Below are 23374 nucleotides of genomic sequence, written 5' to 3'. Positions count from 1 at the left end.
TATGGTGGAGTCATGGCGGAGAACACGACCATTCAGGTGTCCCGGCAGGCCCGCGACCATCTCGCGCAGGTCGCCAAGGAGCGCGGGATGACTCTGGGACAGCTCGTCGAAGAGCTGGCAGCTCAGCAACTCACCGCCGAGCAGATCGCAGAGCGTGTCGCCGCAACCCGCAAGGTGCTTCGTGAACGGATGGGGTGCACGCTGACCGACGAGGAGTTCGACCAGGGGCCGGACGTGCTCGCCAACATCTACGCGATGGCCGCCGAGAAGATGCGTGCCCAGCGAGGCATGGCGGCATGATCGTTCTCGACACCAGCGCAGTGGTCGCGCTCACGCGGGGGCACCGCGCTCTGCATCACCTTGCGAACAACATGGCCCGGACGCCGGGCGACTGGCTGCACATCCCGGCGCTGTGCCTGATGTCTGCCGAGTCGACGGAGAAGGGCGCCGCCGGCGATGTTCTCGCGCTCCCGGGCGTCATGGTCGACCCGCTCAACCAGACGGCTGCGGCAACGGTCGGCGGGATGTTCAGAGACGGCTGGGGCGGCCCTGACACCTGCCATGCCCTCTACGTCGCGATGCCGCACGTGGAGACCGGCGGCATGTCGCTCATTCTGACGGGCCAGGGGGACGACTATCCGTCCGGCGTCCTCACCGTCGACATCGACTCCCCGGGCATGCTCGGCTTCTACTGACCTCCGCGTGCGACTGAACGCCCTACACCGCCTCCGGCGGCGGAGTAGGCGCCCCCGGCAACCGCACCGTCACCACGGTCCCCCCGCCCTCCGCGCGGGCCAGCGTCACCTGGCCGCCACCCTGCTCGACCGTCCGCGCCACGATCGACAGACCCAGCCCCGAGCCCGGCAGCGCCCGCGCACTCGGCGAACGCCAGAAGCGGTCGAAGACGTGGGGGAGTTCGTCGGCAGGGATGCCGGGGCCGTGGTCGCGGACGGTGAGGACGCCGTCGTGCAGGGCGACCTCGACCGTGCCTGCCTCGGGGCTGAACTTCACCGCGTTGTCGAGGATGTTGACCACCGCGCGCTCCAGCGCCGCCGGTTCGGCGCGGACGTACCAGGGCTGAAGGTCGGCGGTGATCGTCAGTTCCGGGCCGCGGAGCCGTGCCCGGCGCAGGGCCGACTCGACCGTGTCCTCCAGGGAGATCACCTGGACGCGTTCGCCGCGCTGGCCCTCCGAGCGGGACAGCTCCTGCAAGTCGCCGATCAGCGAAGCCAGTTCCGTCATCTGCGCCTTCACCGAGGCGAGGAGAGCCTTTCGGTCCGCCTCCGGGATCGGGCGGCCCGTCTCCTCGCTGCGGGTGAGCAGTTCGATGTTCGTGCGCAGGGAGGTGAGGGGCGTACGGAGTTCGTGGCCCGCGTCCGCGATGAGCTGCTGCTGTAGCTCGCGGGAGCTGGCCAACGACGAGGTCATGGAGTTGAAGGACCGGGAGAGCCGGGCCACCTCGTCCTCGGAGTCGTCCTCCACGGGGATACGGACGTTCAGGTCCTCGGTGCGGGCCACGTGTTCCACGGCCTCGGTGAGCTTGTCGACGGGGCGCAGGCCGGCGCGGGCCACGGCTAGGCCGGCGGCGCCTGCGCCGAGCACTCCAACGCCGGAGACGAGGAGGAGGATGAGGGAGAGGTCGTTGAGGGTGGACTCGGTGCCCTTGAGGGGGACCGCGAGCTGGAGGGCCACCCCCTTCCCGTCGTTCTGGTCCACGCCCAGGTACCGGGTCAGTACGCGTACGCCGTTGCCGTCGTTGTCGGTGCCGTTGCGGAAGTAGACCTCGCTGCCGTTCGCAGCCTTGATCACGTCCTGGTCAGAGCCGGTGACCTCGATCGTGCCCGGCGAGTTCTGGTCGGCGCAGGGGTCGCCCTCCTCCTTGATCGCCTGGACGTAGTCGTTCCGGCCCGGGAACACCTGGGTGTTCTCCTGGGGGTCCTGTGTACAGCTCCGCAGGAGGGAGCCGACTGTGCCGGGGTTTCGCGCCATTTCCTTCAGGTCGCCGTTGAGCTGCTCGTACAGCTTCCCCTGCACAATGAACCAACAAGTAACCGAAACCGCCGCCACCGCGAACGCCACCGCCGCCGCCACCAGCAACGCCAGCCGCGAGCGAATCGGCAGCGAGCGGAAGCGGCGTAGAACCCTGGTCACTCCGCCCCGCCCTGTCGCAGCACATACCCCACGCCCCGAACCGTGTGCACGAGCCGCGGCTCACCACCCGCCTCGGTCTTGCGGCGCAGATACATGACGTACACGTCGAGGGAGTTCGACGACGGCTCGAAGTCGAAGCCCCACACCGCCTTCAGGATCTGCTCACGCGTCAGCACCTGGCGCGGATGCGCCATGAACATCTCCAGCAGCGTGAACTCCGTACGGGTCAGCTCCACCGGCCGCCCACCCCGCGTGACCTCCCGCGTCGCGAGGTCCATGCGCAGGTCGGCGAAGGTCAGCGCCTCGTCCTCGTCGGCCGGGCCCGCACCGGCCGCCGCCGCGTAGGAGCTGCGCCGCAGGAGGGCACGGACCCGGGCGAAGAGCTCGTCCAGCTCGAAGGGTTTCACCAGGTAGTCGTCGGCCCCGGCGTCCAGCCCGGTGACGCGGTCGCCGACCGTGTCGCGAGCCGTCAGCATCAGGATCGGCGTCGTGTCACCGGCGCCGCGGATGCGGCGGGCGGCGGTCAGGCCGTCCATGCGGGGCATCTGGATGTCGAGGACCACGAGGTCGGGCCGGTAGGCGGTCGCCTTCTCCAGGGCGTCCGCGCCGTCGACCGCGACCTCGGTGTCGTACCCCTCGAAGGCGAGGCTGCGCTGGAGTGCTTCACGCACCGCAGGCTCGTCGTCGACGATCAGGATGCGCTGGGGGTCGCGGTCGCCATCGGCGGGGCTCATGGGCTCGGGATCCTCGGGTGCGGTGGGAGGGGAGGGCTGGTCGGGGGACGGGTTGAGCGGGCTGGAACGTTCTCAGCCTCGCACGTTCTCGGCCTCGTACGTTCTCAGCCTCGTACGGTACGGCGACGGCCCCGGGCCGCGGCGCTGCGGCGACCCGCGCGCGGGCGGGCGGTCACCAGCTCCGGCGCCCGGGCCGGAGCCGTCGGGGCGTGCAGGGCGCCGGCGACCTCCAGGGCCAGGGCGATGTCGGCGGCGCCGGCACCGGCGCCGGTCGCGGTGTGCTCGACCTGCGTGATCATGACGTGCTCCTTCGCGTGGCGTCGGCTCAGTTCTGCGAACCCGACCGCAGCTTCGCCAGGTCGGCCTTGACGGTGTTGATCGGGATGGCGAAGCCGAGGCCCACGCTGCCCGCGTCGGAGGAACCCGAGCCGGCGGCCGAGTACATCGCCGAGTTGATGCCGATGATGTTGCCGTTCATGTCGATCAGCGCGCCGCCGGAGTTGCCGGGGTTCAGGGACGCGTCGGTCTGGAGCGCCTTGTACGTCGTCGTGGACGAGCCGGTGTCGCCGTTGAACTCCTGGCCGCCGAACTCGAACGGCCATCCGCCGCCGCCCTGCTGCTGTTGCTGCTGCCCCTGACCCTCGTCCGTCGAGACGGTCACGTCACGGTTGAGCGCGGACACGATGCCGCTGGTGACCGTGCCGGTCAGGCCCTCGGGGGAGCCGATCGCCACGACCTGGTCGCCGACCTGGACCCCGTCGGAGTTGCCGAGGGTGGCCACCGTCAGTCCGGAGGCGTTCTGGAGCTTGATCAGCGCCAGGTCCTTGCTGCTGTCCGTGCCGACGACGTCGGCGGTGTACTCCTTGCCGTCGCTGGTCGTCACCTTGACCGACGAGGCGCCGGAGACGACGTGGTTGTTGGTGATGATCTCGCCGTCACCGGTGATGATCACGCCGGAGCCGGTGGAGGAACCGGCGTTGGACTGGGCGCTGATCTCGACGATGCTCGGGCTGACCGCCTTGGCGACCCCGGAGACGGTGCCCTTCTGGCTGGAGGGCACGACGTTGGTGCTGGTGGAGCTGGAGGAGGCGACGGTGTCGTTGCCGGTCAGCTCCTGGATGCCGTAGGCCGTGCCGCCACCGATCGCGGCGGCGACGATCGCCACGGTGGCGAGCAGCGCGACGGGGCCACGGTTGCGCTTGGCCCTGCGCGGCCGGCCGACGGGCTCGGAGAGGAGAGCGGTGGGCGCCGACGGCTCGTGCGGCGGCGGGGGCGGCCACTCCGGGTTCACGGGGGAGGAGGCCTGCTGCTGGTACGGGTTCTCGTACTCGCCGCTACGGCGGAAGCTCTCGGTCATGGAAACGAGCTTGTCGCCCGACCATGAGAGCTTCCTGAGCGCCGGCTGAGAAGCCCGGCAGAAGGCCGTATGCCCGATGTAAGGACCCTTCTGGCGACTGTCGGAGCTCTCTCAGAGAAGCCTCATGGAAGCGCCCCTCCAGGGGCGCGGGGAACTGCGCGACAAGCCACAGACGACCGTGCGACGAATGACGGCCCTACCAGCGGAGCTACGCGCAACCGCACGACCGTCGGGCGACAAGCCGCGACGGAAACACCTTCAGCCGCTCCCGCCGCGACCCCGCGACCCGCAGCCCGTCATCGAGGACCAGATCCACGGCAGCCCGTGCCATGGCGGACCGGTCCGACGCGACCGTCGTCAGCGGCGGATCCGCCAGCGCCGCCTCCTTGATGTCGTCGAACCCGGCGACAGCCAGCTCCCCCGGCACATCGATCCGCAGCTCCCGGGCCGCCCGCAGCACACCGAGTGCCTGGTCGTCGGTGGAGCAGAAGATCGCGGGCGGCCGCCGCGGCCCGGCCAGGATGTCGAGCGCTATGCGATACGCGTCGTAGCGGTTGTACGGCGCCTCGAAGAGGCGGCCCTCCGTGGGGAGCCGCGCCTCCGCCATCGCGCGCCGCCAGCCCTCGACGTGGTCGGAGACCGGGTCGCCGACCGCGGGGGTCTCCGCGGTGCCGCCCATACAGGCGACGTACTCGTAGCCGTGCTCCAGCAGATGGCGTACGGCGAGCTGGGCGCCGCCGAGGTCGTCGGTGACGACGGCGACGTCGTCAATGGCCTCCGGCCGCTCGTGCAGGAGGACGACCCGGGCGTCCCACGCCTCGATCTCCGCGGCGGCCAGGTCGTTCAGCGCGTGGGAGACGAGGATGAGCCCCGAGACCCGCATTCCGAGGAACGCCCGCAGATAGTGGACCTCGCGCTCGCCGACGTAGTCGGAGTTGCCGACGAGAACCATCTTTCCGCGCTCGGCGGCGGCCCACTCGACCGCGTGCGCCATCTCCCCGAAGAAGGGCTGGCGCGCGTCCGGGACGATCAGGCCTATGAGGTCCGTGCGCCGCGAGGCCATGGCCTGGGCGACCCGGTCGGGCCGGTACCCCAGTTCCTTGATCGCGGCGAGGACACGCTCGCGCGTGGCCGGGGCGACCGGCCGGGGTCCGTTGTTGATGACATAACTGACGACGGCAGTGGACGTCCCTGCCAGCCGCGCCACGTCATCCCGAGTCACCTTGGCCACGCGCGGAGTCTACGCGGATGGACCCGCTCTGGGCAGGGCGTGAAGGAGCTCCCTTGCCGCCCGACCGTCACTCTCCTGTGCGAAAGCGACGCCGGTGACGCCCTGCCCGAGCGTCCGTCAGGTCTTTCTACGCCTCGGCCCGGACCTCGACGCCGTCCAGTGCGGTCATCTCGTCCGCATCCTCCGCCTTTGCCTGCCCGGCCTTGGCCTTGGCCTCGTCGCCGGAGCGGTCGCCCTTCTCCGGCGTAACGAATCGATAACCGACGTTCCGGACGGTCCCGATCAGCGACTCGTGCTCGGGGCCGAGCTTCGCGCGCAGTCGTCGTACGTGGACGTCGACCGTCCGGGTGCCGCCGAAGTAGTCGTAGCCCCATACCTCCTGGAGCAGCTGGGCGCGTGTGAAGACGCGGCCCGGGTGCTGGGCGAGGTATTTGATGAGCTCGAACTCCTTGAAGGTGAGGTCGAGGACGCGCCCCTTGAGCTTGGCGGAGTAGGTCGCCTCGTCGACCGACAGGTCGCCGTTGCGGATCTCCATGGGGGAGTCGTCGTTGACGATCTGCTGGCGGCCCATGGCGAGACGCAGTCGCGCCTCCACCTCGGCCGGACCCGCGGTGTCCAGCAGGACGTCGTCGATGCCCCAGTCGGCGGTGACGGCGGCGAGGCCGCCCTCCGTCACGACGAGGATGAGCGGACAGCCCGGACCTGTGGAGCGCAGCAGCTGGCACAGGCTGCGCACCTGGGGCAGGTCGCGCCGGCCGTCGATGAGGATGACATCGGCGCCCGGGGTGTCGACGAGGGCCGGCCCCTCAGCCGGAGCCACGCGCACATTGTGGAGCAGCAGGCCGAGAGCCGGGAGCACCTCCGTCGACGGCTGGAGGGCATTGGTCAGGAGCAGCAGTGAACTCATACGTCTGGTTCCTCCTCGGTCCCTGCGAGGACGTGTGCGGTACGTCACCTGCTCTGCGATCCCGGGGCCCCGTACATCCGCGGTCACCTGGAGTTTCCCGCTTCGTATACAACGCTTCCGAAAGCACAAAAGGACCCGGGGGCTACGCTGCCCGAGTCCTCTGTCCAGCAGAATAGCCGACATGGGCGCTGGCACGGCAGATCATGTGGCACGATCGACGATTCGTCCGAACTCTGAGACGACCAGACTGACACCATTGCGGACGTTTCTCCACACGGACGACGGTGTGACGATCGATTCCGTATACGACCCGGGTGCGGTCGTATACGACGCCTCACGTCCATCTGCCGGTGACCTGGCGTTCGTCGTCGCCCACGGCTTCACGGGCGACGTGGACCGGCCGCATGTGCGACGGGTGGTGGAGGCGCTCACCCGGCACGCCGCCGTCGTCACCTTCTCCTTCCGCGGCCACGGGGCGTCCGGCGGGCGCTCGACGGTCGGGGACCGCGAGGTGCTCGACCTGGCCGCCGCGGTGCGCTGGGCCCGCGAACTCGGGCACACACGCGTGGCGACCATCGGCTTCTCCATGGGCGGCTCGGTGGTGCTGCGGCACGCGGCGCTGTACGGCGAGACGGGCGTGGGGGGCGCGGAGGTCGGGCCGTCCGGGCGCACCGGAGCGGGCACGGACGCGGTGGTGTCGGTGAGCGCCCCGGCCCGCTGGTACTACCGGGGCACGCCCCGGATGCGCCGGCTGCACTGGATGGTGACCCGGCCCGAGGGGCGTCTGGTCAGCCGCTACGGGTTCCGTACCCGGATCCATCACGAGGGCTGGGACCCGGTGCCGATGTCCCCGGTCGAGGCGGTCGCGCACATCGCACCGACCCCGTTGCTGATCGTGCACGGCGATCTGGACGGCTACTTCCCCCTCGACCACCCCCGCATGCTGGCCCAGGCGGCCGGTGACCACGGCGAACTCTGGCTGGAGCCCGGAATGGGGCACGCCGAGCACGCGGCCGCCGAGGAACTGCTGGCCCGGATCGGTCACTGGGCCGCCGCGCGGGCGGGCTAGCCTGGTCGATGCTCACCGCCCCTTGCTTCCTCTTGCTTCCCGGCGGTGATCACGTCGATCGATTGAGGAACCAGATGGCAAAGGTCACGGTGCGCTACTGGGCCGCCGCGAAGGCCGCAGCCGGGGTCGCCGAGGAGCCGTACGACGCGGCCACGCTCGCCGACGCGCTGGACGCGGTGCGTGCGCGACACCCCGGGGAACTGACGCGCGTACTGCAGCGATGCTCGTTCCTCGTCGACGGTGACCCCGCGGGCACCCGCGGACATGAGACGGTACGGCTGGCCGACGGCGGCACGGTCGAGGTGCTCCCGCCGTTCGCAGGAGGGTGAGATGACCAACCAGCCGTATGAGGGCGGGGCCCCTTATCAGGGCCAGGGCGCCCAGCAGGGGCACGAGGGCTACGACCCGTACCAGCGGCAGACGCCGCAGGGGTGGCCCGCTCAGCAGCAGGCGTACGACGATCCGCACGCCGCCCAGCAGTACACCCAGCAGTGGCAGGGGCAGACCTGGGAGACCCAGGTGCAGCAGCCGGTGACGCCGCCTCAGTCGGCCCCGGCGCAGGACGCTGCCTATCTGCCGCCGCAGGACGGGGCGGCGGGGCCGTACGTCGGCTACCAGGGCGCCTCGGAGTACCAGGGCGGCGAGTACCGGGGCACGCATGGCTCCGGCTATCAGGCGGGGGGCTGGGACGGGGTGCCGCAGGGGCACGCGCACGTCCAGCCGCAGGCACCGCAGGCCCAGGCCCAGGTTGACACCGACGCCGAGCAGGATGACGGGCCGGGCTACGGCCCCGCCACCGTCGCCGGGAACTCCCGTGTCACCGACGCCCAGCGGGCCCGGCTGGAGGGACGTTCCCCGATCATCGAGCCGGGGATGCAGCCGGCCGCGCTCACGGCGCTGCTGGGGCTGCTGCTCTCGCTGGCGGCGGCGGTCGGGTCGTACGCACTGCTCGTACCGCTCGTCGCCCTTCAGGCGGTGACGGCCGCGGGCTGGTTCCGGCTGAACGGCATGTGGCCCGCCCGGCAGGGCATCGCGCTCGCCTTCGCGGGGGCGCTGACGGCGGACGTGGCGTTGCTCGTCGCCGACCGTGCGCCGGCCGCGATTCTCGGCACGCTGGGTGTGTGGGTGCTGCTGACGCTGGTTCTTCAGCTGCGTTCGCACGCCGATCCGGACGAGCGGATGTACGGCCTGATGGCGACGGTGGCCTCGGCGGCGCTGGCGATCGTCGCGTCGGGGTATCTCGCCGCGGAGGCGGATGCGGTGACCGTGGGGGCGGTGGCGGTCGGGGTTGCGGTCGTGGTCCGTGCGCTGCCGTTGCCCGCGGCGGCTTCCGTGGTCGTGGCGTTGCTCGCGGGGCTCGGTTCCGGGGCCCTGGTCGGTGCGATCACCGGGGTGGGGTCCGGTGGGGCCCTGCTGGGTGGTGGTGCGGCGGTGTGCGCGCTGATCGGGCATCGGGTGGCCGGCTACGACTATCCGTCGCGGTTCGTTCACTTCACGGCGGGCGTCGCGCTGCCGCTCGCCGCCGCGGCGCCTGTGGTCTATGTGCTGGGGCGGGCGTTGGCCTGAGGCCCCGGACGGGCGGCACGGCTCCGACCGGCGTCGAGCGGGACCCTTACCTGTCACAGGTGATCGACAATTCCCCGGTCGACCCCCGGCCCAGGGTTACCCTCGCGCTGGACGGCCACCCGGTCGTCCATGACCGCTCAGGTGGGGGAACACCACAACATGCGCGCCCTGCGGATACTGCTGATAGTCGTCGTGATCCTGGGCGGCCTGTTCGTGCTGGCCGACCGGCTCGCCGTCGGGTTCGCCGAGGACGAGGCCGCCGGGAAGCTCCAGGCCAGCGAGAACCTCGACGCCGCCCCGGACGTGTCCATCAAGGGGTTCCCGTTCCTCACCCAGGTCGCGAGCGGCTCGCTGGACGACGTCGAGGTCGGCATCGAGGACTACGAGGCCACCGCCGGCGCCGAAGGCAAGACGATCCGGATCGACGACCTCACGGCGATCATGAAGGGCGTCGAGTTCTCCGGCGACTACAGCTCCGCCACCGCGGCCACCGCCACCGGCACCGCGTCCATCACCTACGCCGAACTGCTGAAGACGGCCAAGTCCGAGCCCACCCAGGTCGCCCCGGGCGTCACCGCCAGCGTGGTCGGCCTCTCCGACGGCGGCAACGGCAAGATCAAGGTCGCCGTCGAGGCCACCGTCCTCGGCACCAAGCTGCCCAACCCGGTCTACGTCCTCAGCTCGGTCACCGCCCAGGGCGACACCGTCCGGGTGAAGGCCGACACCCTGCCCAGCTTCGGCGGCGCCGACATCGCCGAGAGCCGCGCCCGCGCCATCACCGACTTCGAGCAGAAGATCGACGGCCTGCCCGGCGGCATCCGGCTCGACAAGGTCCAGGCGGCGCAGAGCGGTGTCGAGATCACGGTGCAGGGTTCGAACGTGCGCCTCGCCGGGTAGTACGGCGAGCGGCGGGCGCGCCGCGTCCAATTAGCGAGACGGTGTCGTCCGTACCGTAGATGTGACGCGTGACGCAGGCGACCGGAAGCCGTGCGGAGGCAGTCCTCACGGCCTCTCCATCCCACATTCCGGACGATCGCGTCTCAGAATGCGACACGCCGGTGACAGGCCCGTATGTCCGTCCCTACGATCGACGGCATGAAGCGACAGGCGGATCTCACGAAGCGGCGGGCAGTAGACCTCTGCCGCGTTGCCGCCATGCTCTGTCGCCCCTTCTGAGCGGAAGCTCCGACTTCCGCGTTTCCCCCTGCCCCGACCAGGGCACAGGTGCGCCGACTCGGCACGAGCGCGCGCACCCCTCTCGCACTCGCACGCCCCGCCGCAACTGCCCCGGAGGAGAGAAGAGCATGAGCCGCAGCGACGTCCTCGTCGACGCCGACTGGGTCCAGGAAAACCTGGATAACCCCGGTATCGCGATCGTGGAGGTGGACGAAGACACGTCCGCCTACGAGAAGAACCACATCAAGAACGCGATCCGCATCGACTGGACCAAGGACCTGCAGGACCCGGTCCGCCGCGACTTCATCGACCAGGAGGGCTTCGAGAAGCTCCTGTCGGCGAAGGGCATCGCCAACGACACGCTGGTGATCCTCTACGGCGGCAACAACAACTGGTTCGCGTCCTACGCCTACTGGTACTTCAAGCTCTACGGCCACGACAACGTCAAGCTCCTCGACGGCGGCCGCAAGAAGTGGGAGCTGGACGCCCGCGAGCTGGTCGAGGAGGTCCCGGAGCGCGCCGAGACCGTCTACAAGGCCAAGCCGCAGAACACCGCCATCCGTGCCTTCCGTGACGACGTGGTGGCGGCCATCGGTTCGCAGAACCTGGTCGACGTCCGTTCGCCCGACGAGTTCAGCGGCAAGCTGCTCGCGCCGGCCCACCTGCCGCAGGAGCAGTCGCAGCGTCCGGGCCACGTCCCGTCCGCCCGCAACATCCCGTGGTCCAAGAACGCCAACGACGACGGCACCTTCAAGTCGGACGACGAGCTCAAGGAGCTCTACGCCGACGAGCAGGTGGACCTGGCGAAGGACACCATCGCCTACTGCCGCATCGGTGAGCGCTCCGCGCTGACCTGGTTCGTGCTGCACGAGCTGCTCGGCGTGGAGAACGTCAAGAACTACGACGGCTCCTGGACCGAGTACGGCTCCCTCGTCGGCGTTCCGATCGAGCTCGGCGCCAACAAGTAACCGACCCAGCAAGCAAACCCGACCGGCCTTCCTTCCGGTCAGACCCCAATCTGGAGAAAGACATGTGTGGAGCGAAGGCCGGCGGCCCCGACGCCTCGACGATCAAGCCCGGTGAGACCACCATCCAGGGTCAGGTGACCCGCGACGGCGAGCCGGTGACGGGCTACGTCCGTCTGCTGGACTCGACCGGCGAGTTCACCGCGGAGGTCCCCACCTCCGCCACGGGCCAGTTCCGTTTCTACGCGGCTGAGGGCACCTGGACCGTCCGCGCCCTGGTCCCCGGCGGCACCGCCGACCGTACGGTCGTCGCGCAGCACGGTGGCCTCGCGGAGGTCGCGATCGCGGTCTGACGCGACTCGGTTCCTGAAGGGCCGCATCCCGCGGGTTGGACGCCTGGGGTGCGGCCCTTCGGCATGCGCGGGCGGCAGCCGGACCTACCCTGGACGTATGTACGCACGGCGACGTCACCTCTACTTCGCCATGATGGGGACGTGCATCACGCTCTTCGTCCTGGCCTGGGGCGTCGTGCGCCTCTGGTCGATTCCGGCGGCCGTCGCCATGTGCGTGGTCGCCATGGTCATCCCGCCGCTCGCCGCGATGGTCGCCAACCGGCGGGGGCCGGAGGACCGCTGGTGGGACGACCCCTCCGGCGACCCGAAGTCCGACGAGTGGTGGGACGAGCTGGACGGCAAGAAGCGCCCGCACCCGTAGAAGTCGTCCCGGGGAAGTCGTCTCAGTAGACGAGCGCCTGCGTCCCGTCCGCCATCGCCTCCTGCACGAAGACCTGCGCACCCGCGATGCGTACGCCCTCGATGACGTCCTTCTCCGTGATGTCCCGGCGGGCCGCGCACTGGGTGCACAGGGTGAGGCGGCCGGCCGCGAGGACGGAGTCGATCAGGTCGGGGAGCGGGGCCGCGTGCGGGAGTTCGAACTCGGCCGCCCGGCCCGGGAGGGCGAACCACGCGGACTCGCCCGTCAGCCACAGGGACACGTCGACACCGCTCGCGACGGCCACCGCCGCGACCGTGAACGCCTGTGAGCACCGTTCGGGGGCGTCCGCCCCCGCCGTCACCTTGATCACCAGCTTCTTCGCCATGGCCGAATCGTAATCAAGCCCCTTACAACCTCGGACGTTACCGGTGGGTCTCCTGTGCGCAGCGCATACGGAGTGCGCGCTTCACGTTCTGTGGGGGAACGTCTTGGATGTACCCGAAGAAGTAGGACAGGTGGGAGTGGCGGCCGACGCGCCGGTCGTGCCCGTCGCTCCCCGGCCCCGCCGACGCGGGCGTACGGCGCTGCTCGTCGCCGGAGCCGCCGTGCTCGGGCTCGTCGGCGGGACCTGTGCCGGTTACCTCGTGCAGGCCGACCGCGAGCCCACGAAGCTGCCGCCCCTGTCCCAGCCCGTGGTCAAGCAGGCCAAGGGTGAGGCCGAGCCGCTGTCGGCCGCCGAGGACCGCCGGCTGAGGACCGACGGCGACCTGCGCAAGCTGCTGCTCCAGCGGCCCAAGGGCGCGCGCGACTCCGAGGTCGAGGTCGGCACGGACGGCTGGATGGACCTCGGCGAGTTCGCGGAGACCTACGAGGAGCCGGACGAGGTCTTCGGCAGCCTCATCAGCGACGAGTTCCGCCGCGCCGCCGTCACCAGCTGGCGGGTGGGCAGCACGTACACCGTCGAGATCCGTCTGGTGCAATTCCGCCAGCAGCAGGCCCTGGCCGCCGCCGGGCACGCCGACGACGGGCACTACTGGGCCGAGGAGGAGTCCCGCACCCGCAGCTGGGCCATCCCCGGCACGGGCGACGGCATGGCGTACGTGCATGACGGCCTCCAGCAGGAGGCCGGCTACGTCCCGTTGTACGGGGCCGAGGCGCACGCCTGGCGCGGTGACATCGCGATGGACATCTGGGTCTACGACACCAAGCCGGTCTCCAGGGAGAAGATCATGGATCTCGCCGAGCGGCAGGTGGGACGGCTGTGAACGAGACGCCCGAGATACCTGAGACACCCGAGATCGTGCAGAGCCCCCCGAGCCCCCCGAGCCCCGCGCGCAGGCGTCCACGGCCCGGGCGTATCGCCGCCGTCGCCGGGATCGTGCTGCTGCTCGGTGCCGTCGTCGCCGGGGCCGGGTACACCGTGGTGACCGTCCAGGACGCCGACCGGGACCCGGGCCTGCCCAGCTGGAAGTTCCCCAAGCCGGCCGCGGCCGACGGCAAGGCGGACGGCAGGACCGGCCAGGCGGCCTCCGGGCTGCGCGGGCTGCTGCTGCCGTACGACGAGAAGGGCTATACCCGGGGTCCCGACCTCGGGGAGTTCGGATCCGACGCCGAGCTCAGCGGCCGTCAGGCCACCGCGCTGCGCGAGGAGTCCCTCAAGGACCTGCCCCGCACCGACCGCCGGCAGCTGCAGAAGGAGCTCGACAAGCAGCCCATCAAGGGCATGGTGATGCGCAGCTACTACAACGCGGACAGCTACGCGATCTACCACAAGACGGCCTTCGACGTGAGCGTCACCCTGGCCCGGCTGAAGAGCCGTGACGCCGCGCGGAACGTCGCGACGTCCCAGAACGAGTTCCTGTCCGACCTGGGCATCTTCCGCAAGGGCCCGAAGCTGCGGGGCCACAAGAACGGCCAGTGCTTCCTGACGCCCAAGAGCGCCGGCGAGAAGCTCGACCGGGTGTACTGCACGGCGTACTCGGGAGACGTGCTGATCAGCGTGACGGCATCCGGCGTCCGGCCGGTCGACCTGAACAGCATCGGGATGTTCGTCACCGCGCAGCTCGACCGCATCGACGACCCGGGGAAGGCCGTATGACCGAGCAGCAGCCCATCGCGACGGTGCCCCCGGCGGACGTACCGCCGATGCCCGAGGCGCCGCCCGCCGTACCGCCGGTGAAGAAGGACCGCCGCGTCCTGCGGGCCGTCCTGCGCTGGACCGCGGCCGTCGTCGTCCTCGCCGCGGTCGGCGCCTCCACGGCGTACGGCATCACGCGGATGGAGCGCACCGACGTACCCGGTCTGGCGACCGAGACGGACGGCCGCTGGACGTACCCGGAGATCACCAAGCCGCCGCTGCCCTCCGGCAGCCCCGCCCCGTTCGCCGAGGCCAACGCGGCCTCCGCGCACTACGCCGACCTGCGCGCGCTGCTGCTGCCGGCGCCCGAGGGGGCCAAGGCCGACAAGGCGCTCGCCGGACGGAACGGCTGGCCGGCGACGAAGGACTTCCTGTCGGCGTACGCGTCGAAGGAGGACCGGGACGACCTCGGCCAGGTGCTCAAGGACCACGGCCTGCGGCACGTCGCCGCTCGCGGCTGGACCACCCAGGACGGCACCCACACCCGGATCTACCTGCTCCAATTCGACTCGGGCCAGGTCGCCGACGTGCTCCAGCAGGACCACCTGACCAGCTACGACTCGCCCAATCACGCCTTGCGCGGCGCCGCCGAGGTGCACACGGACGAGGAGTTCCCGAGCGAGGCGCTGGTCGTGAACGTGCGGCACTACTCCTACACCGAGGCCAAGCCCTACGGCGCCGAGCAGGTCCGGCAGGCCTACCTGGTGTCGGGCGACGTCGTGGGCCTGGTGGTGCAGTCCCGCAAGGGCGGTGCGGCGGCCGTACCGTTCCAGCAGACGGTGGTGCTCCAGAGCCAGCTGCTGGACTGACCCCGCGAGGGCGTACCTCGCAAGGAGGGCCGGACCCCGGCCGCGTAAGCTGGGGCCCGGCCCTTTACGTACAGCACAACCTCCGCTCAATCGAGGAGCACCCCGTGGAGATCTTCTTCGAAGCCCTGCTGGCCCTGGTCTGCGTCGGCGTCCTCGCCTTCACCGGACTGGCCGTGAAGAAGCTGTACCAGGGCCAGCGCTGACCCACGTCTAGGAAACGCCGCTCATGATCGAGATTCCGTCCGACCTCCACAAGGACCTCGTCCCGCTCGCCTTCCTGCTCGGCAACTGGGCCGGCGCGGGCGTGCACGACTTCCCCGGTTCCGAGAAGTGCAACTTCGGGCAGGAGGTCACCTTCGCCCACGACGGCCGCGACTTCCTGGAGTACCAGTCCCACACCTGGGTCCTGGACAACGACGGGAACAAGGTCCGTCCCCTGGAGTCCGAGCACGGCTTCTGGCGCATCGACGCCGACCGCAAGGTCGAGGTGACGATGGTCCGCGACGACGGCGTCGTCGAGATCTGGTACGGCGAGATGGCCGCGAAGAAGCCCCAGATCGACCTGGTCACCGACGCGGTGGCCCGCACGGCCGCCTCCGGCCCCTACACCGGCGGCAAGCGGCTGTACGGCTACGTCAAGAGCGACCTGATGTGGGTCGGCGAGAAGCAGACCCCCGAGGTCGAGCTGCGCCCCTACATGTCGGCCCACCTGAAGAAGGTCGTCACCCCGGATGACGTGGAGCGCTGGGCCAAGGCCCTCCCCGACGACATGCCGGACGACGGCATCGCCTTCTTCAAGTAGCTCTAGACTCGTCGGTGTGGTGAGCACCGACTGGAAGAGCGACCTCAGGCAGCGCGGCTACCGGCTGACGCCGCAGCGGCAACTCGTGCTCGAAGCCGTGGACACCCTTGAGCACGCGACCCCCGACGACATCCTCAGCGAGGTGAGGAAGACGGCGTCGGGGGTCAACATTTCCACCGTCTACCGCACGCTGGAGCTGCTGGAGGAGCTGGGCCTGGTCAGCCACGCCCACCTCGGCCACGGCGCTCCCACCTACCACCTCGCCGACCGCCACCACCATCTGCACCTGGTGTGCCGGGACTGCGACAACGTCATCGAGGCGGATGTGGCGGTGGCCGCGGACTTCACGGACAAGCTGCGCGAGCAGTTCGGCTTCGACACCGACATGAAGCACTTCGCGATCTTCGGGCGTTGCAGGGACTGTTCCCTGAAGGGTTCAATTACCACGTCGTAGGCTTGGCCCCATGAAGAGCCCCCTGCTGACCCTGCCCGGCGCCGTGCCCGCCGAGGGCGTGGACGAAGGTGTCGCCGCCCACTACGGCGATCTGTTCCGCGAGCAGCGCGCCCTCGCCGACGGCACCGGATTCGTCGACCTGTCCCACCGCGGAGTCATCGCCGTCTCCGGCGACGACCGGCTGAGCTGGCTGCATCTGCTGCTCACGCAGCATGTCAGCGAGCTGCCCACGGGCGAGGCCGCCGAAGCGCTGATCCTTTCCGCGCACGGTCACATCGAGCACGCGCTGTATCTGGTCGACGACGGCACGACGGTCTGGATCCATGTCGAGCCCGGCACCCAGGAAGCGCTGATCGCGTACCTGGAGTCGATGAAGTTCTTCTACCGGGCCGAAGTCGCCGACCGGACGGCCGACTTCGCGGTCGTGCACCTGCCCGCCGGGTCCATCGCCGAGGTGCCCGAGGGCATCGTCGTACGCGAGACGGCGTACGGCCGTGACCTGTTCCTCCCGCGCGCGGACCTGGAGGCCTACGCGGAGAAGGCCGGCCCGCCGGCCGGGATCCTGGCGTACGAGGCACTGCGCGTCGAGCACCACCGCCCGCGCCTCGGCTTCGAGACCGACCACCGCACCATCCCGCACGAGCTGGGCTGGATCGATACGGCGGTGCACTTGCAGAAGGGCTGCTACCGCGGCCAGGAGACGGTCGCCCGCGTCCAGAACCTCGGCAAGCCCCCGCGCCGCCTGGTCTTCCTGCACCTGGACGGCAGCGAGGTCCATCTGCCGACTCCCGGTACGGAGATCCGGCTGGCCGACGAGGACCCCGACGGCCGCAAGATCGGTTTCATCACGACGTCCGTACGCCACCACGAGCTGGGTCCGGTCGCGCTCGCGCTGGTCAAGCGGAACGTGCCGCTGGACGCGCGGCTGGTGGCGGGGGAGACGGCGGCGGCGCAGGAGGTCGTCGTCAGTCCCTAGAGCGCCAGGGCCGCCTGGAGATCCAGGGCCGCCTAGAGCTCCAGGAGCACGGTGAACGGGCCGTCGTTCGTCAGGGACACCCGCATCTTGGCGCCGAACCGGCCCGTCGCCACCGTGGCGCCCAGGGCGCGCAGTTGGGCCACGACCTCGTCGACGAGCGGCTCGGCGACATCGCCCGGGGCGGCGGCGTTCCAGGTGGGCCGGCGGCCCTTGCGCGCGTCGCCGTACAGGGTGAACTGGCTGATGACGAGGAGCGGGGCGTCGATGTCGCTGCACGACTTCTCGTCGTCCAGCATGCGGATCGACCAGAGCTTGCGGGCGAGTCCGGCCGCCTTCTCCTTGGTGTCCTCGTGGGTGACCCCGACGAGGACGCACAGCCCCTCGCCGTCGATCTCCCCGACCGTCTCCCCGTCCACGACGACGCTCGCGCCGTCCACCCTCTGCACCACAGCTCGCATGGCGCCATCATGCCGTCTGCACGACGGTGCCTCATAAGGGGCTTCTTTTTTGATCCCTAACCCCCCATCTGGGGCTGTTCATGGGCACTCGGTCACATAGTGGCCACTTGGGATGGCACGATGCTCCTCACACGCCGGTCGAGGGGACGGTAGAGGCACATGAGCACACCGAGTACCGAGCAGCCTCCAGGGGCTGTCGTGTTGACCCACGCCGCCCAACTGGACGGCCTGCGGCCGCCCACACAGCGCACGGCCGACGATCCGGGCCCCGGCCCGCACACGCGGCTCCCCGTGGAACGGCCCGGGCAGGACCTGACCCCGCTCAGTCTGCCCGAACTGCGCACCCTGCGGCGGGACGCCCAGCGGGACGAGGCGGACCTGAGTTATGTGAGGAGACTGCTGCAGGGCCGGATCGACATTCTGCGGGCGGAGTTGGCGCGGCGCTCCCCGGCGGGCGCGGCGTCCGTCGTGGACCGTCTCCCGGAGATCCTCACCGACGCCCCGGCCCGCCAGCGCTCCTCGGCCCGCCATGTGACGCTGGGTACCCCGCAGAGCGAGGAGTACCGGCTGCTGGCGGCCGAGATGCTGGCGGAGGTGGAGCTGTCGGACCTCCAGGCCCGCACGGACGACGAGCTGAACACCGCGATGGGACGGCTCGTGCGCTACGAGCAGCAGGTGTCGGGCCGCCGCCAGCGCCTGCAGCGGACGGCGGACGACTGCGGCGCGGAGATCACCCGGCGCTACCGGGACGGCGAGGCGCAGGTGGACGACCTGCTGACATAGCCGGGCGGGAGAGCGGGGAGTCATCCACAGGCTGTGGAAAGTTCGTCGGGAGTGACGGGCGGCGGGGGCGGGGAAAATTCGGCGACACCCCGCGCCCGCCCGCCTACCGTGGCCCCATGAGCCGTCCGCACCCCGACATCGACGTCCGCTCGATCACCGAGTCCGACATCCCCGACTGGATCCGGGCCCTGAACACCGGCTTTCTGCGCGGCCCCGAGGTCGCCGAGACGGAGATCGCGGACCGGGCGTCCTACCTCGTCCCGGACCGCACCCTCGGTGCCTTCGACGCCGGCCGCTGTGTCGCCACGTTCCGTTCCTTCGCGCAGGAGATCACCGCGGTCGGCGGCGCCATCGTCCCCGCCGACGCCATCTCGAACGTCACCGTCAGCCCCACCCACCGCCGCCGCGGCCTGCTCAGCCGGATGATGGCCCACGACCTGGCGGCCGCGAAGGACCGCGGGGACGTCGTGGCCACCCTGATCTCCGCCGAGTACCCGATCTACGGCCGCTACGGCTTCGGCCCCGCGACCTGGACCACCCAGTGGACCATCGACGTCCCCCGCACCGGCCTCGACCCGAGATGGGCCGGCCCCGAGGACGGCGGCCGTGTCGACATCGTGGACCCGGCGGACGTACGCAAGATCGGCCCGGAGCTGTTCGAGCGGGTGCGGCGGGCCCAGCCGGGTGCCGTCGACCGGGGCGAGCGGTGGTGGCAGGTCAGCACCGGGGCGGTGCGCCTGGACCGGGCCCCGTGGACGGAGGCGTTCTTCGCCGTGTACCGCTCGGCGGGCGGCGAGGTCGAGGGGCTGGTGAAGTACACGGCGGACGACCACTGGGGCGACGGCAAGCAGCCGCTCAACACGGCGTCCGTGACCTGGCTGATCGGGTCGACGCCGGAAGCCGAGCGCAACCTGTGGCACTACCTCTGCTCGATCGACTGGATCACGACGGTCAAGAGCGGCTGGCGGGCTCCCGACGACCTGCTGCCCTTCTACCTCCCCGACCCGCGGGCGGCCAGGGTCACGACCCTGGTGGACTGGCTGTGGGTGCGGATCCTGGATGTCGTACGGGCCATGGAGGCGCGTACGTACGACGGGCGGGGCACGTTGGTGATCGAGGTCGTGGACGCATCCGGGCTGACCGGCGGGCGCTACCGGCTGGAGACGTCGGCGGACGGGGCGTCCTGCACGCCGACGACGGCCGCCGCGGAACTCACCCTCGACGTCGCCGATCTGGCCACCCTGTGGCTGGGCGACGAGTCGGCCGTGCGGCTGGCCGCGCTGGGGCGGGTGCGGGAAGAACGAGCGGGCGCCGCCCTGGTGGCCGACGCCCTGCTGCGTACGTCCAGGCGACCTTGGTGCCCGGACATCTTCTGAGGCTCCTCTCTGTCGGACGGCAGGTCTGCTCATCCGTAGCGAGCTGTTCAGTTGTGGCTGTGCGTTTCGGTGTTCAGTTGTCGATGTGAAGTTGTGGCTGTGCTGACTGACCGGGCTCCCGGCTCCCCTCCGGAAGGGAGCCCGGCCAGCCGAACCTGGTCCCCGGGCCTTCGTGAGAAGGACCTAGTGGGCGAGCAGCATGACGAGGATCACCGCGCCGATGCCGCCGATCATGGTGTTCTTGGCCTTGATACCGATGGTCAGGGCGAGAAAGGCGATGATGCCCATCGGCCCGTACTTCCACTGGATGAGTTGCTCGAAGCCAATGACGAGCGCGGCGACGGCGAGGTAGACGAGCGGCATGCAGGTCTCCCTTCGGGGACGGTGGTCGACAGAACCGATGCTTGTGGCCAACACACTTGAAGTTTGACCATGTTGCCCAAGTTGGCGACCAACTTCACTGTACTTATCACCGCTTGGAAGCGACTCATAACCACCTTCCCTGGAACTGCCTAAAGATGGCGGGAAGTTGTAGTGTTTGGTCGTGGAGCCGAAACACGCCTCCGTCAATGGGCGGAAGAGGTCACAGCGGCCACAGAAGTCACATCGGCAGGTGGCCGACGAGCTGCGCGCCCGGATCACCTCGGGCGAGTTGCGGCCCGGTCAGCGCATGCCCACCCAGGCCAAGCTGGCCGACGAGTTCGGCGTCGAGCGCGGAGCCGTACGGCAGGCGCTGCGCATCCTGCAGTCGGAGCACCTGCTCACGAACGTGTCCAAAGGTGCCCCGGCCACCGTCGCGCCCGACCTCGCCAAGGCGCTGACCGGCCCCGGAGCCCCGCCTACGTCCACCATGGTGGCTCTCGCCCCGCGCATCGCCTCCGCCTTCGCCGCCCCGCACGTGGAGATCGACGCCCTGTGCCTCACCGCGGTCTCCCTCACGCTCGCCATGGGCGAACCACTGCGCCAGATCCACGCCGGACAGCTGAAACCGGCCAAGGTCGACGTCCGTGTCCTGCTGCCGAGCCGGGACATCCCGCTCGCCTTTCCGACCTCGGTGGAGGACTCCGCCGACGACGTGGACGTACAGCTGCGCCGCCGCTGGCTCGCCCAGCGCAACGCCCAGGGCCAGGTGCTCCGGCACAACCTGCTGGCGCTGCGCTCCACGCACGGCATCGATGTGCAGGTCACCTTCCGGGCGCTGCCGTTCACCCCGCCGGTGAAGCTGTACCTGCTCAACGGCACGGAGGCGCTCTTCGCCTACTACACGCTGAGCCGGCGCGACGTGGAGATCGGGCACCAGCATCTTCAGATGTACGACGCCCCGGGCATCCAGTCGACGCTGTTCGCCTTCGAGCTGGGGGCCGGGCTGCGGGACATGACGTTCGTGGAGCAGTCGCACGTGTGGTTCAACGCGCTGTGGGAGACGATCAGTTCGGAGCTGGTGCTCACGAGCTGATCGTCCCCCACACCGTGTGACCTGGATGTTCGCCTTCACTCATAGAGCGGGTCCCGAGACCAGGACCGCAAGGACGACGGCCCCGATGGAACTGACGGCCGGGCTCTTGGCCTTGATGCCTATGGTGAGCAGCAGCAGGCCGATAATTCCGGTGGCACCGTACTTCCACTGGAGGGTCTGCTCGACGCCTACGACGAAGACGGCGGAGAGGAGTGCGAGAACGGGCATCGGTGTTTCCCCCTTCGGGCTCCTGGGGATGGAAGGATTACTTCCGCCAACTCAACCAACTGCTTGCCAACTCTGACTAAGTTGTCCCCACTTGGCCCCTACTTTGAAACAAGTTACAAACAACTCCCACTAGATGGGTGCGAGTTGTAGCGTTTTGGTCGTGACCCAGGAGAACGTGGCAGTGAACGGCAGCAGGAGACTCTCGCCCCAGGAGATCGCCGACGTCCTGCGGGAGCGGATCCGCGTCGGAGACCTCAAGGCGGGCGACCGCCTGCCCACGCAGGCCGAGCTGGCCGAGGAGTTCGGCGTGGAGCGAGGCACCGTACGCCAGGCCCTGCGCGCGCTCCAGGAGGACGGCCTCCTCACCAACGTCAGCAAGGGCAGCCCGCCGCGCATCGCGCTGCCGACCCCCACGCGGGGCGCCCCCCAGCCGACGATGGTCAGCCTGGCGCCCCGGCTGACGGAGGCCTTCGCCGCACCGCACGTCCGCGTGGACGTCGTCTGCCACACCTCCGAGACCCTGATGCTGGCCCTCGGTGAACCACTGCGCCTCATCCACGAGGGCTCGACCCACCCCGAGTCGATCGACGTCCGCATCCTGCTGCCGTCGCGGGACATCAACCTCGCCTTCCCGGTGCTGGTGGAGAACCGGGGGGAGGGCGACCCGGTCCACGACCGGTGGCTGGCGATGCGCAACGCCCAGGCGCAGGTGCTGCGGCACAACCTGCTCGCCATCCGGTCCACCCTCGGCATCGACGTCCATGTCACCTTCCGCGCGCTGCCGTTCACCCCGCCGGTGAAGCTCTATCTGCTCAACAGCGACGAAGCGCTGATCGGCTACTACGTCCTGACCGAACGGCAGGAGGAGTACGAGAGCCAGACCCTGGACATGTACGACGCCCTGGGCTCCAAGTCCCTGCTCTTCTCCTTCGTGCGACAGGCCGGACAGCGCGACGCCGCGTTCGTGGAGGAATCCCAGAAGTGGTTCGACGCCCTCTGGGAAACCATCACCACGGACCTGACACTCTCCTAGTGACTTCAGATACGACGCAGACTGAACCCGTGACCGCAGAGACCGAGAAAGACACGGAACAGCTCCGGGAACTGATCGCGCGCACCCGCATCGTGCTCTGGGACTTCGACGGACCGATCTGCCGGCTGTTCGCCGGGCACAAGGCCGAGCGGGTGGCGATCGACCTGGTGGACTGGCTGGAGGGGCGGGGGCTGCACGGGCTGCTGACGGAAGACGAGCGGCAGTCGCTGGACCCGCACGTCGTCCTGCGCGCCGTCGACCGCCGGCATCCCGGCAGCGACCTGGTCGCGGAACTGGAGGAACGTCTCACCCAGGAGGAGCTGCGGGCGACCTCCTCCGCGATGCCCACCGCGTACGCCGACCCCCTGATACGCACCTGGACGGCGGTCGGATCCCGATTGGCCATAGCCACCAACAACTCCCCCCGAGTGGTCCGCGCCTACCTGAACAGCCGTGGGCTGCTGTCCTGCTTCAGCCCCCACATCTACGGGCGCACCCAGAACCTCCACCAGCTGAAGCCGGACCCGCACTGCCTCAACCGGGGCCTGAGCGCCATCGGCGCGGCGCCCTCGTCGGCCCTGATGATCGGCGACACCCCCTCGGACCTCGCCGCCGCCAACAGCGCCGGCGTCCCCTTCCTGGGCTACGCGCGTAACGCCCGCAAGGAGAAGCTGCTGCGGGAGGCGGGGGCCACGTGTGTCGTCGAGTCGCTGAGGTCGGTTCTGGCGCTCGTGCGCGCTCAGGCCTGACTCATCAGGAAGACGAACACCACCACCGCCCCCACCGCGAGCCGGCTGTGCCGGGCCCGGACGCCGACGATGACGGCCGACAGGACAAGCAGTCCAATCACCCCCAACCTCGCCTGCGCCATCAGGCCCAGGGTCAACTCCGCTAATGCGCACAGCGCCTGAAACAGCACCATGTCCCCCACCCGCACCCTTCGAATCCATGTGAGTCGCCCAACTGTCCTGCAAATTGGGCTGGTTGGCCTG

Annotated in this window: 32 protein-coding genes; 21 read left to right on the top strand and 11 right to left on the bottom strand. The window is 69.9% G+C overall.

Going from position 1 to position 23374, the window contains the following annotated elements:
- Nucleotides 1–12: 12 nt before the first annotated feature.
- Together OG254_RS23045 and OG254_RS23040 are read left to right on the top strand one after the other, a co-directional pair.
- Nucleotides 13–300, top strand: a complete 288-nt coding sequence (locus OG254_RS23045) for a hypothetical protein (protein ID WP_405584788.1) — start codon at nt 13–15, stop codon at nt 298–300.
- Complete coding sequence (locus OG254_RS23040) at nt 297–695, top strand: hypothetical protein (RefSeq protein ID WP_405584785.1); 399 nt, start codon at nt 297–299, stop codon at nt 693–695. Before OG254_RS23045 ends, OG254_RS23040 begins: the two co-directional genes overlap by 4 nt.
- Before the next feature lie 22 nt (nt 696–717).
- Here OG254_RS23040 and OG254_RS23035 read toward each other — a convergent pair whose 3' ends face one another.
- From OG254_RS23035 to OG254_RS23010, 6 genes are all read right to left on the bottom strand, one after another.
- Entirely contained in the window at nt 718–2151 is a 1434-nt protein-coding gene (locus OG254_RS23035; protein ID WP_405584782.1) for a sensor histidine kinase, read from the bottom strand.
- Complete coding sequence (locus tag OG254_RS23030; protein ID WP_405584779.1) at nt 2148–2885, bottom strand: response regulator transcription factor; 738 nt, start codon at nt 2883–2885, stop codon at nt 2148–2150. Before OG254_RS23030 ends, OG254_RS23035 begins: the two co-directional genes overlap by 4 nt.
- Before the next feature lie 104 nt (nt 2886–2989).
- Nucleotides 2990–3184, bottom strand: coding sequence for a hypothetical protein (locus OG254_RS23025; protein WP_405584777.1), 195 nt, complete (start codon nt 3182–3184; stop codon nt 2990–2992).
- A gap of 26 nt (nt 3185–3210) precedes the next feature.
- On the bottom strand, nt 3211–4242 hold the full coding sequence (locus OG254_RS23020; protein WP_405584774.1) for a S1C family serine protease: 1032 nt from the start codon (nt 4240–4242) through the stop codon (nt 3211–3213).
- A 208-nt stretch (nt 4243–4450) separates the two neighbouring features.
- Nucleotides 4451–5473 (bottom strand): LacI family DNA-binding transcriptional regulator, encoded by a 1023-nt coding sequence (locus tag OG254_RS23015; RefSeq protein ID WP_405584771.1) that lies wholly within the window; start codon nt 5471–5473, stop codon nt 4451–4453.
- Between the two features lie 127 nt (nt 5474–5600).
- Entirely contained in the window at nt 5601–6380 is a 780-nt protein-coding gene (locus OG254_RS23010; RefSeq protein WP_405584769.1) for a response regulator transcription factor, read from the bottom strand.
- Nucleotides 6381–6561: 181 nt separating this feature from the next.
- On the opposite strand from OG254_RS23010, the gene OG254_RS23005 reads away from it, so the two are divergent.
- From OG254_RS23005 to OG254_RS22970, 8 genes are all read left to right on the top strand, one after another.
- A complete protein-coding gene (locus OG254_RS23005; RefSeq protein ID WP_405584766.1) occupies nt 6562–7449 on the top strand; it encodes an alpha/beta hydrolase in 888 nt (295 codons plus the stop codon).
- A gap of 74 nt (nt 7450–7523) precedes the next feature.
- The gene (locus OG254_RS23000; RefSeq protein WP_148000092.1) at nt 7524–7778 is read left to right on the top strand and encodes a MoaD/ThiS family protein; all 255 of its coding nucleotides are present in this window, start codon (nt 7524–7526) and stop codon (nt 7776–7778) included.
- A gap of 1 nt (nt 7779) precedes the next feature.
- The gene (locus OG254_RS22995) at nt 7780–9015 is read left to right on the top strand and encodes a hypothetical protein (RefSeq protein WP_405584764.1); all 1236 of its coding nucleotides are present in this window, start codon (nt 7780–7782) and stop codon (nt 9013–9015) included.
- Nucleotides 9016–9174: 159 nt separating this feature from the next.
- Entirely contained in the window at nt 9175–9912 is a 738-nt protein-coding gene (locus OG254_RS22990; RefSeq protein ID WP_405595135.1) for a DUF2993 domain-containing protein, read from the top strand.
- A gap of 174 nt (nt 9913–10086) precedes the next feature.
- Complete coding sequence (locus tag OG254_RS22985) at nt 10087–10191, top strand: Ms5788A family Cys-rich leader peptide (protein ID WP_355744044.1); 105 nt, start codon at nt 10087–10089, stop codon at nt 10189–10191.
- A 128-nt stretch (nt 10192–10319) separates the two neighbouring features.
- The gene (locus OG254_RS22980) at nt 10320–11159 is read left to right on the top strand and encodes a sulfurtransferase (protein ID WP_148000090.1); all 840 of its coding nucleotides are present in this window, start codon (nt 10320–10322) and stop codon (nt 11157–11159) included.
- A 62-nt stretch (nt 11160–11221) separates the two neighbouring features.
- Nucleotides 11222–11509, top strand: coding sequence for a DUF1416 domain-containing protein (locus OG254_RS22975; protein ID WP_073887848.1), 288 nt, complete (start codon nt 11222–11224; stop codon nt 11507–11509).
- Nucleotides 11510–11606: 97 nt separating this feature from the next.
- A complete protein-coding gene (locus tag OG254_RS22970) occupies nt 11607–11870 on the top strand; it encodes a DUF3099 domain-containing protein (RefSeq protein ID WP_148000089.1) in 264 nt (87 codons plus the stop codon).
- 22 nt (nt 11871–11892) lie between these two features.
- On the opposite strand, the gene OG254_RS22965 is transcribed toward OG254_RS22970, so the two are convergent.
- Nucleotides 11893–12255, bottom strand: a complete 363-nt coding sequence (locus tag OG254_RS22965; protein ID WP_351197519.1) for a DsrE family protein — start codon at nt 12253–12255, stop codon at nt 11893–11895.
- 130 nt (nt 12256–12385) lie between these two features.
- Between OG254_RS22965 and OG254_RS22960 the strand changes: the two genes are divergently transcribed.
- From OG254_RS22960 to OG254_RS22935, 6 genes are all read left to right on the top strand, one after another.
- The gene (locus OG254_RS22960) at nt 12386–13135 is read left to right on the top strand and encodes a hypothetical protein (protein ID WP_405584759.1); all 750 of its coding nucleotides are present in this window, start codon (nt 12386–12388) and stop codon (nt 13133–13135) included.
- Nucleotides 13132–13968 carry a hypothetical protein gene (locus OG254_RS22955; protein ID WP_405584757.1) on the top strand — a complete coding sequence of 279 codons (837 nt, stop codon included), beginning with the start codon at nt 13132–13134 and terminating at the stop codon, nt 13966–13968. Before OG254_RS22960 ends, OG254_RS22955 begins: the two co-directional genes overlap by 4 nt.
- The gene (locus tag OG254_RS22950) at nt 13965–14816 is read left to right on the top strand and encodes a hypothetical protein (protein ID WP_405584754.1); all 852 of its coding nucleotides are present in this window, start codon (nt 13965–13967) and stop codon (nt 14814–14816) included. The genes OG254_RS22955 and OG254_RS22950 overlap by 4 nt, the downstream gene beginning before the upstream one ends.
- 226 nt (nt 14817–15042) lie before the next feature.
- Entirely contained in the window at nt 15043–15618 is a 576-nt protein-coding gene (locus OG254_RS22945) for an FABP family protein (RefSeq protein WP_351197527.1), read from the top strand.
- A 16-nt stretch (nt 15619–15634) separates the two neighbouring features.
- A complete protein-coding gene (locus OG254_RS22940) occupies nt 15635–16072 on the top strand; it encodes a Fur family transcriptional regulator (protein ID WP_405584750.1) in 438 nt (145 codons plus the stop codon).
- A gap of 10 nt (nt 16073–16082) precedes the next feature.
- Nucleotides 16083–17048, top strand: a complete 966-nt coding sequence (locus OG254_RS22935) for a YgfZ/GcvT domain-containing protein (protein ID WP_405584747.1) — start codon at nt 16083–16085, stop codon at nt 17046–17048.
- A gap of 32 nt (nt 17049–17080) precedes the next feature.
- Here the strand turns inward: OG254_RS22935 and dtd are convergent, their stop codons facing one another.
- Nucleotides 17081–17506, bottom strand: coding sequence for a D-aminoacyl-tRNA deacylase (dtd, locus tag OG254_RS22930; protein WP_148000083.1), 426 nt, complete (start codon nt 17504–17506; stop codon nt 17081–17083).
- A 159-nt stretch (nt 17507–17665) separates the two neighbouring features.
- Here dtd and OG254_RS22925 point away from each other — a divergent pair, with 159 nt between their 5' ends.
- Both OG254_RS22925 and OG254_RS22920 read left to right on the top strand, forming a co-directional pair.
- Complete coding sequence (locus OG254_RS22925; RefSeq protein WP_351197534.1) at nt 17666–18289, top strand: aerial mycelium formation protein; 624 nt, start codon at nt 17666–17668, stop codon at nt 18287–18289.
- A gap of 116 nt (nt 18290–18405) precedes the next feature.
- On the top strand, nt 18406–19665 hold the full coding sequence (locus OG254_RS22920; RefSeq protein ID WP_405584744.1) for a GNAT family N-acetyltransferase: 1260 nt from the start codon (nt 18406–18408) through the stop codon (nt 19663–19665).
- Between the two features lie 183 nt (nt 19666–19848).
- Here the strand turns inward: OG254_RS22920 and OG254_RS22915 are convergent, their stop codons facing one another.
- The gene (locus OG254_RS22915; protein ID WP_148000080.1) at nt 19849–20028 is read right to left on the bottom strand and encodes a hypothetical protein; all 180 of its coding nucleotides are present in this window, start codon (nt 20026–20028) and stop codon (nt 19849–19851) included.
- Between the two features lie 175 nt (nt 20029–20203).
- Between OG254_RS22915 and OG254_RS22910 the strand changes: the two genes are divergently transcribed.
- Complete coding sequence (locus OG254_RS22910) at nt 20204–21121, top strand: winged helix-turn-helix domain-containing protein (protein WP_405584741.1); 918 nt, start codon at nt 20204–20206, stop codon at nt 21119–21121.
- 39 nt (nt 21122–21160) lie between these two features.
- Here the strand turns inward: OG254_RS22910 and OG254_RS22905 are convergent, their stop codons facing one another.
- Complete coding sequence (locus OG254_RS22905) at nt 21161–21349, bottom strand: hypothetical protein (RefSeq protein WP_148000078.1); 189 nt, start codon at nt 21347–21349, stop codon at nt 21161–21163.
- 154 nt (nt 21350–21503) lie between these two features.
- On the opposite strand from OG254_RS22905, the gene OG254_RS22900 reads away from it, so the two are divergent.
- Both OG254_RS22900 and OG254_RS22895 read left to right on the top strand, forming a co-directional pair.
- The gene (locus OG254_RS22900) at nt 21504–22382 is read left to right on the top strand and encodes a winged helix-turn-helix domain-containing protein (RefSeq protein ID WP_405595133.1); all 879 of its coding nucleotides are present in this window, start codon (nt 21504–21506) and stop codon (nt 22380–22382) included.
- Between the two features lie 29 nt (nt 22383–22411).
- The gene (locus OG254_RS22895) at nt 22412–23131 is read left to right on the top strand and encodes an HAD family hydrolase (RefSeq protein WP_405584737.1); all 720 of its coding nucleotides are present in this window, start codon (nt 22412–22414) and stop codon (nt 23129–23131) included.
- Here OG254_RS22895 and OG254_RS22890 read toward each other — a convergent pair.
- Nucleotides 23122–23304 carry a hypothetical protein gene (locus OG254_RS22890; RefSeq protein ID WP_187284774.1) on the bottom strand — a complete coding sequence of 61 codons (183 nt, stop codon included), beginning with the start codon at nt 23302–23304 and terminating at the stop codon, nt 23122–23124. The genes OG254_RS22895 and OG254_RS22890 overlap by 10 nt on opposite strands.
- Nucleotides 23305–23374 lie beyond the last annotated feature (70 nt).

The sequence above is a fragment of the Streptomyces sp. NBC_01092 genome, assembly GCF_045039535.1.
In the GTDB taxonomy this organism is placed as follows: Bacteria; Actinomycetota; Actinomycetes; order Streptomycetales; family Streptomycetaceae; genus Streptomyces.
This window is presented reverse-complemented; position numbering and strand designations above follow the sequence as displayed.

What these genes read in the sequence shown, in the direction of transcription:
- OG254_RS23045 (WP_405584788.1), top strand. Translation starts at nt 13, where the DNA reads ATGGCGGAGAACACGACCATTCAGGTGTCCCGGCAGGCCCGCGACCAT.
- OG254_RS23040 (WP_405584785.1), top strand. Translation starts at nt 297, where the DNA reads ATGATCGTTCTCGACACCAGCGCAGTGGTCGCGCTCACGCGGGGGCAC.
- OG254_RS23030 (WP_405584779.1), bottom strand. Translation starts at nt 2,885, where the DNA reads ATGAGCCCCGCCGATGGCGACCGCGACCCCCAGCGCATCCTGATCGTC.
- OG254_RS23025 (WP_405584777.1), bottom strand. Translation starts at nt 3,184, where the DNA reads ATGATCACGCAGGTCGAGCACACCGCGACCGGCGCCGGTGCCGGCGCC.
- OG254_RS23020 (WP_405584774.1), bottom strand. Translation starts at nt 4,242, where the DNA reads ATGACCGAGAGCTTCCGCCGTAGCGGCGAGTACGAGAACCCGTACCAG.
- OG254_RS23010 (WP_405584769.1), bottom strand. Translation starts at nt 6,380, where the DNA reads ATGAGTTCACTGCTGCTCCTGACCAATGCCCTCCAGCCGTCGACGGAG.
- OG254_RS23005 (WP_405584766.1), top strand. Translation starts at nt 6,562, where the DNA reads ATGGGCGCTGGCACGGCAGATCATGTGGCACGATCGACGATTCGTCCG.
- OG254_RS23000 (WP_148000092.1), top strand. Translation starts at nt 7,524, where the DNA reads ATGGCAAAGGTCACGGTGCGCTACTGGGCCGCCGCGAAGGCCGCAGCC.
- OG254_RS22995 (WP_405584764.1), top strand. Translation starts at nt 7,780, where the DNA reads ATGACCAACCAGCCGTATGAGGGCGGGGCCCCTTATCAGGGCCAGGGC.
- OG254_RS22990 (WP_405595135.1), top strand. Translation starts at nt 9,175, where the DNA reads ATGCGCGCCCTGCGGATACTGCTGATAGTCGTCGTGATCCTGGGCGGC.
- OG254_RS22985 (WP_355744044.1), top strand. Translation starts at nt 10,087, where the DNA reads ATGTCCGTCCCTACGATCGACGGCATGAAGCGACAGGCGGATCTCACG.
- OG254_RS22980 (WP_148000090.1), top strand. Translation starts at nt 10,320, where the DNA reads ATGAGCCGCAGCGACGTCCTCGTCGACGCCGACTGGGTCCAGGAAAAC.
- OG254_RS22975 (WP_073887848.1), top strand. Translation starts at nt 11,222, where the DNA reads ATGTGTGGAGCGAAGGCCGGCGGCCCCGACGCCTCGACGATCAAGCCC.
- OG254_RS22970 (WP_148000089.1), top strand. Translation starts at nt 11,607, where the DNA reads ATGTACGCACGGCGACGTCACCTCTACTTCGCCATGATGGGGACGTGC.
- OG254_RS22965 (WP_351197519.1), bottom strand. Translation starts at nt 12,255, where the DNA reads ATGGCGAAGAAGCTGGTGATCAAGGTGACGGCGGGGGCGGACGCCCCC.
- OG254_RS22950 (WP_405584754.1), top strand. Translation starts at nt 13,965, where the DNA reads ATGACCGAGCAGCAGCCCATCGCGACGGTGCCCCCGGCGGACGTACCG.
- OG254_RS22945 (WP_351197527.1), top strand. Translation starts at nt 15,043, where the DNA reads ATGATCGAGATTCCGTCCGACCTCCACAAGGACCTCGTCCCGCTCGCC.
- OG254_RS22935 (WP_405584747.1), top strand. Translation starts at nt 16,083, where the DNA reads ATGAAGAGCCCCCTGCTGACCCTGCCCGGCGCCGTGCCCGCCGAGGGC.
- dtd (WP_148000083.1), bottom strand. Translation starts at nt 17,506, where the DNA reads ATGCGAGCTGTGGTGCAGAGGGTGGACGGCGCGAGCGTCGTCGTGGAC.
- OG254_RS22925 (WP_351197534.1), top strand. Translation starts at nt 17,666, where the DNA reads ATGAGCACACCGAGTACCGAGCAGCCTCCAGGGGCTGTCGTGTTGACC.
- OG254_RS22920 (WP_405584744.1), top strand. Translation starts at nt 18,406, where the DNA reads ATGAGCCGTCCGCACCCCGACATCGACGTCCGCTCGATCACCGAGTCC.
- OG254_RS22915 (WP_148000080.1), bottom strand. Translation starts at nt 20,028, where the DNA reads ATGCCGCTCGTCTACCTCGCCGTCGCCGCGCTCGTCATTGGCTTCGAG.
- OG254_RS22905 (WP_148000078.1), bottom strand. Translation starts at nt 21,349, where the DNA reads ATGCCCGTTCTCGCACTCCTCTCCGCCGTCTTCGTCGTAGGCGTCGAG.
- OG254_RS22890 (WP_187284774.1), bottom strand. Translation starts at nt 23,304, where the DNA reads ATGGTGCTGTTTCAGGCGCTGTGCGCATTAGCGGAGTTGACCCTGGGC.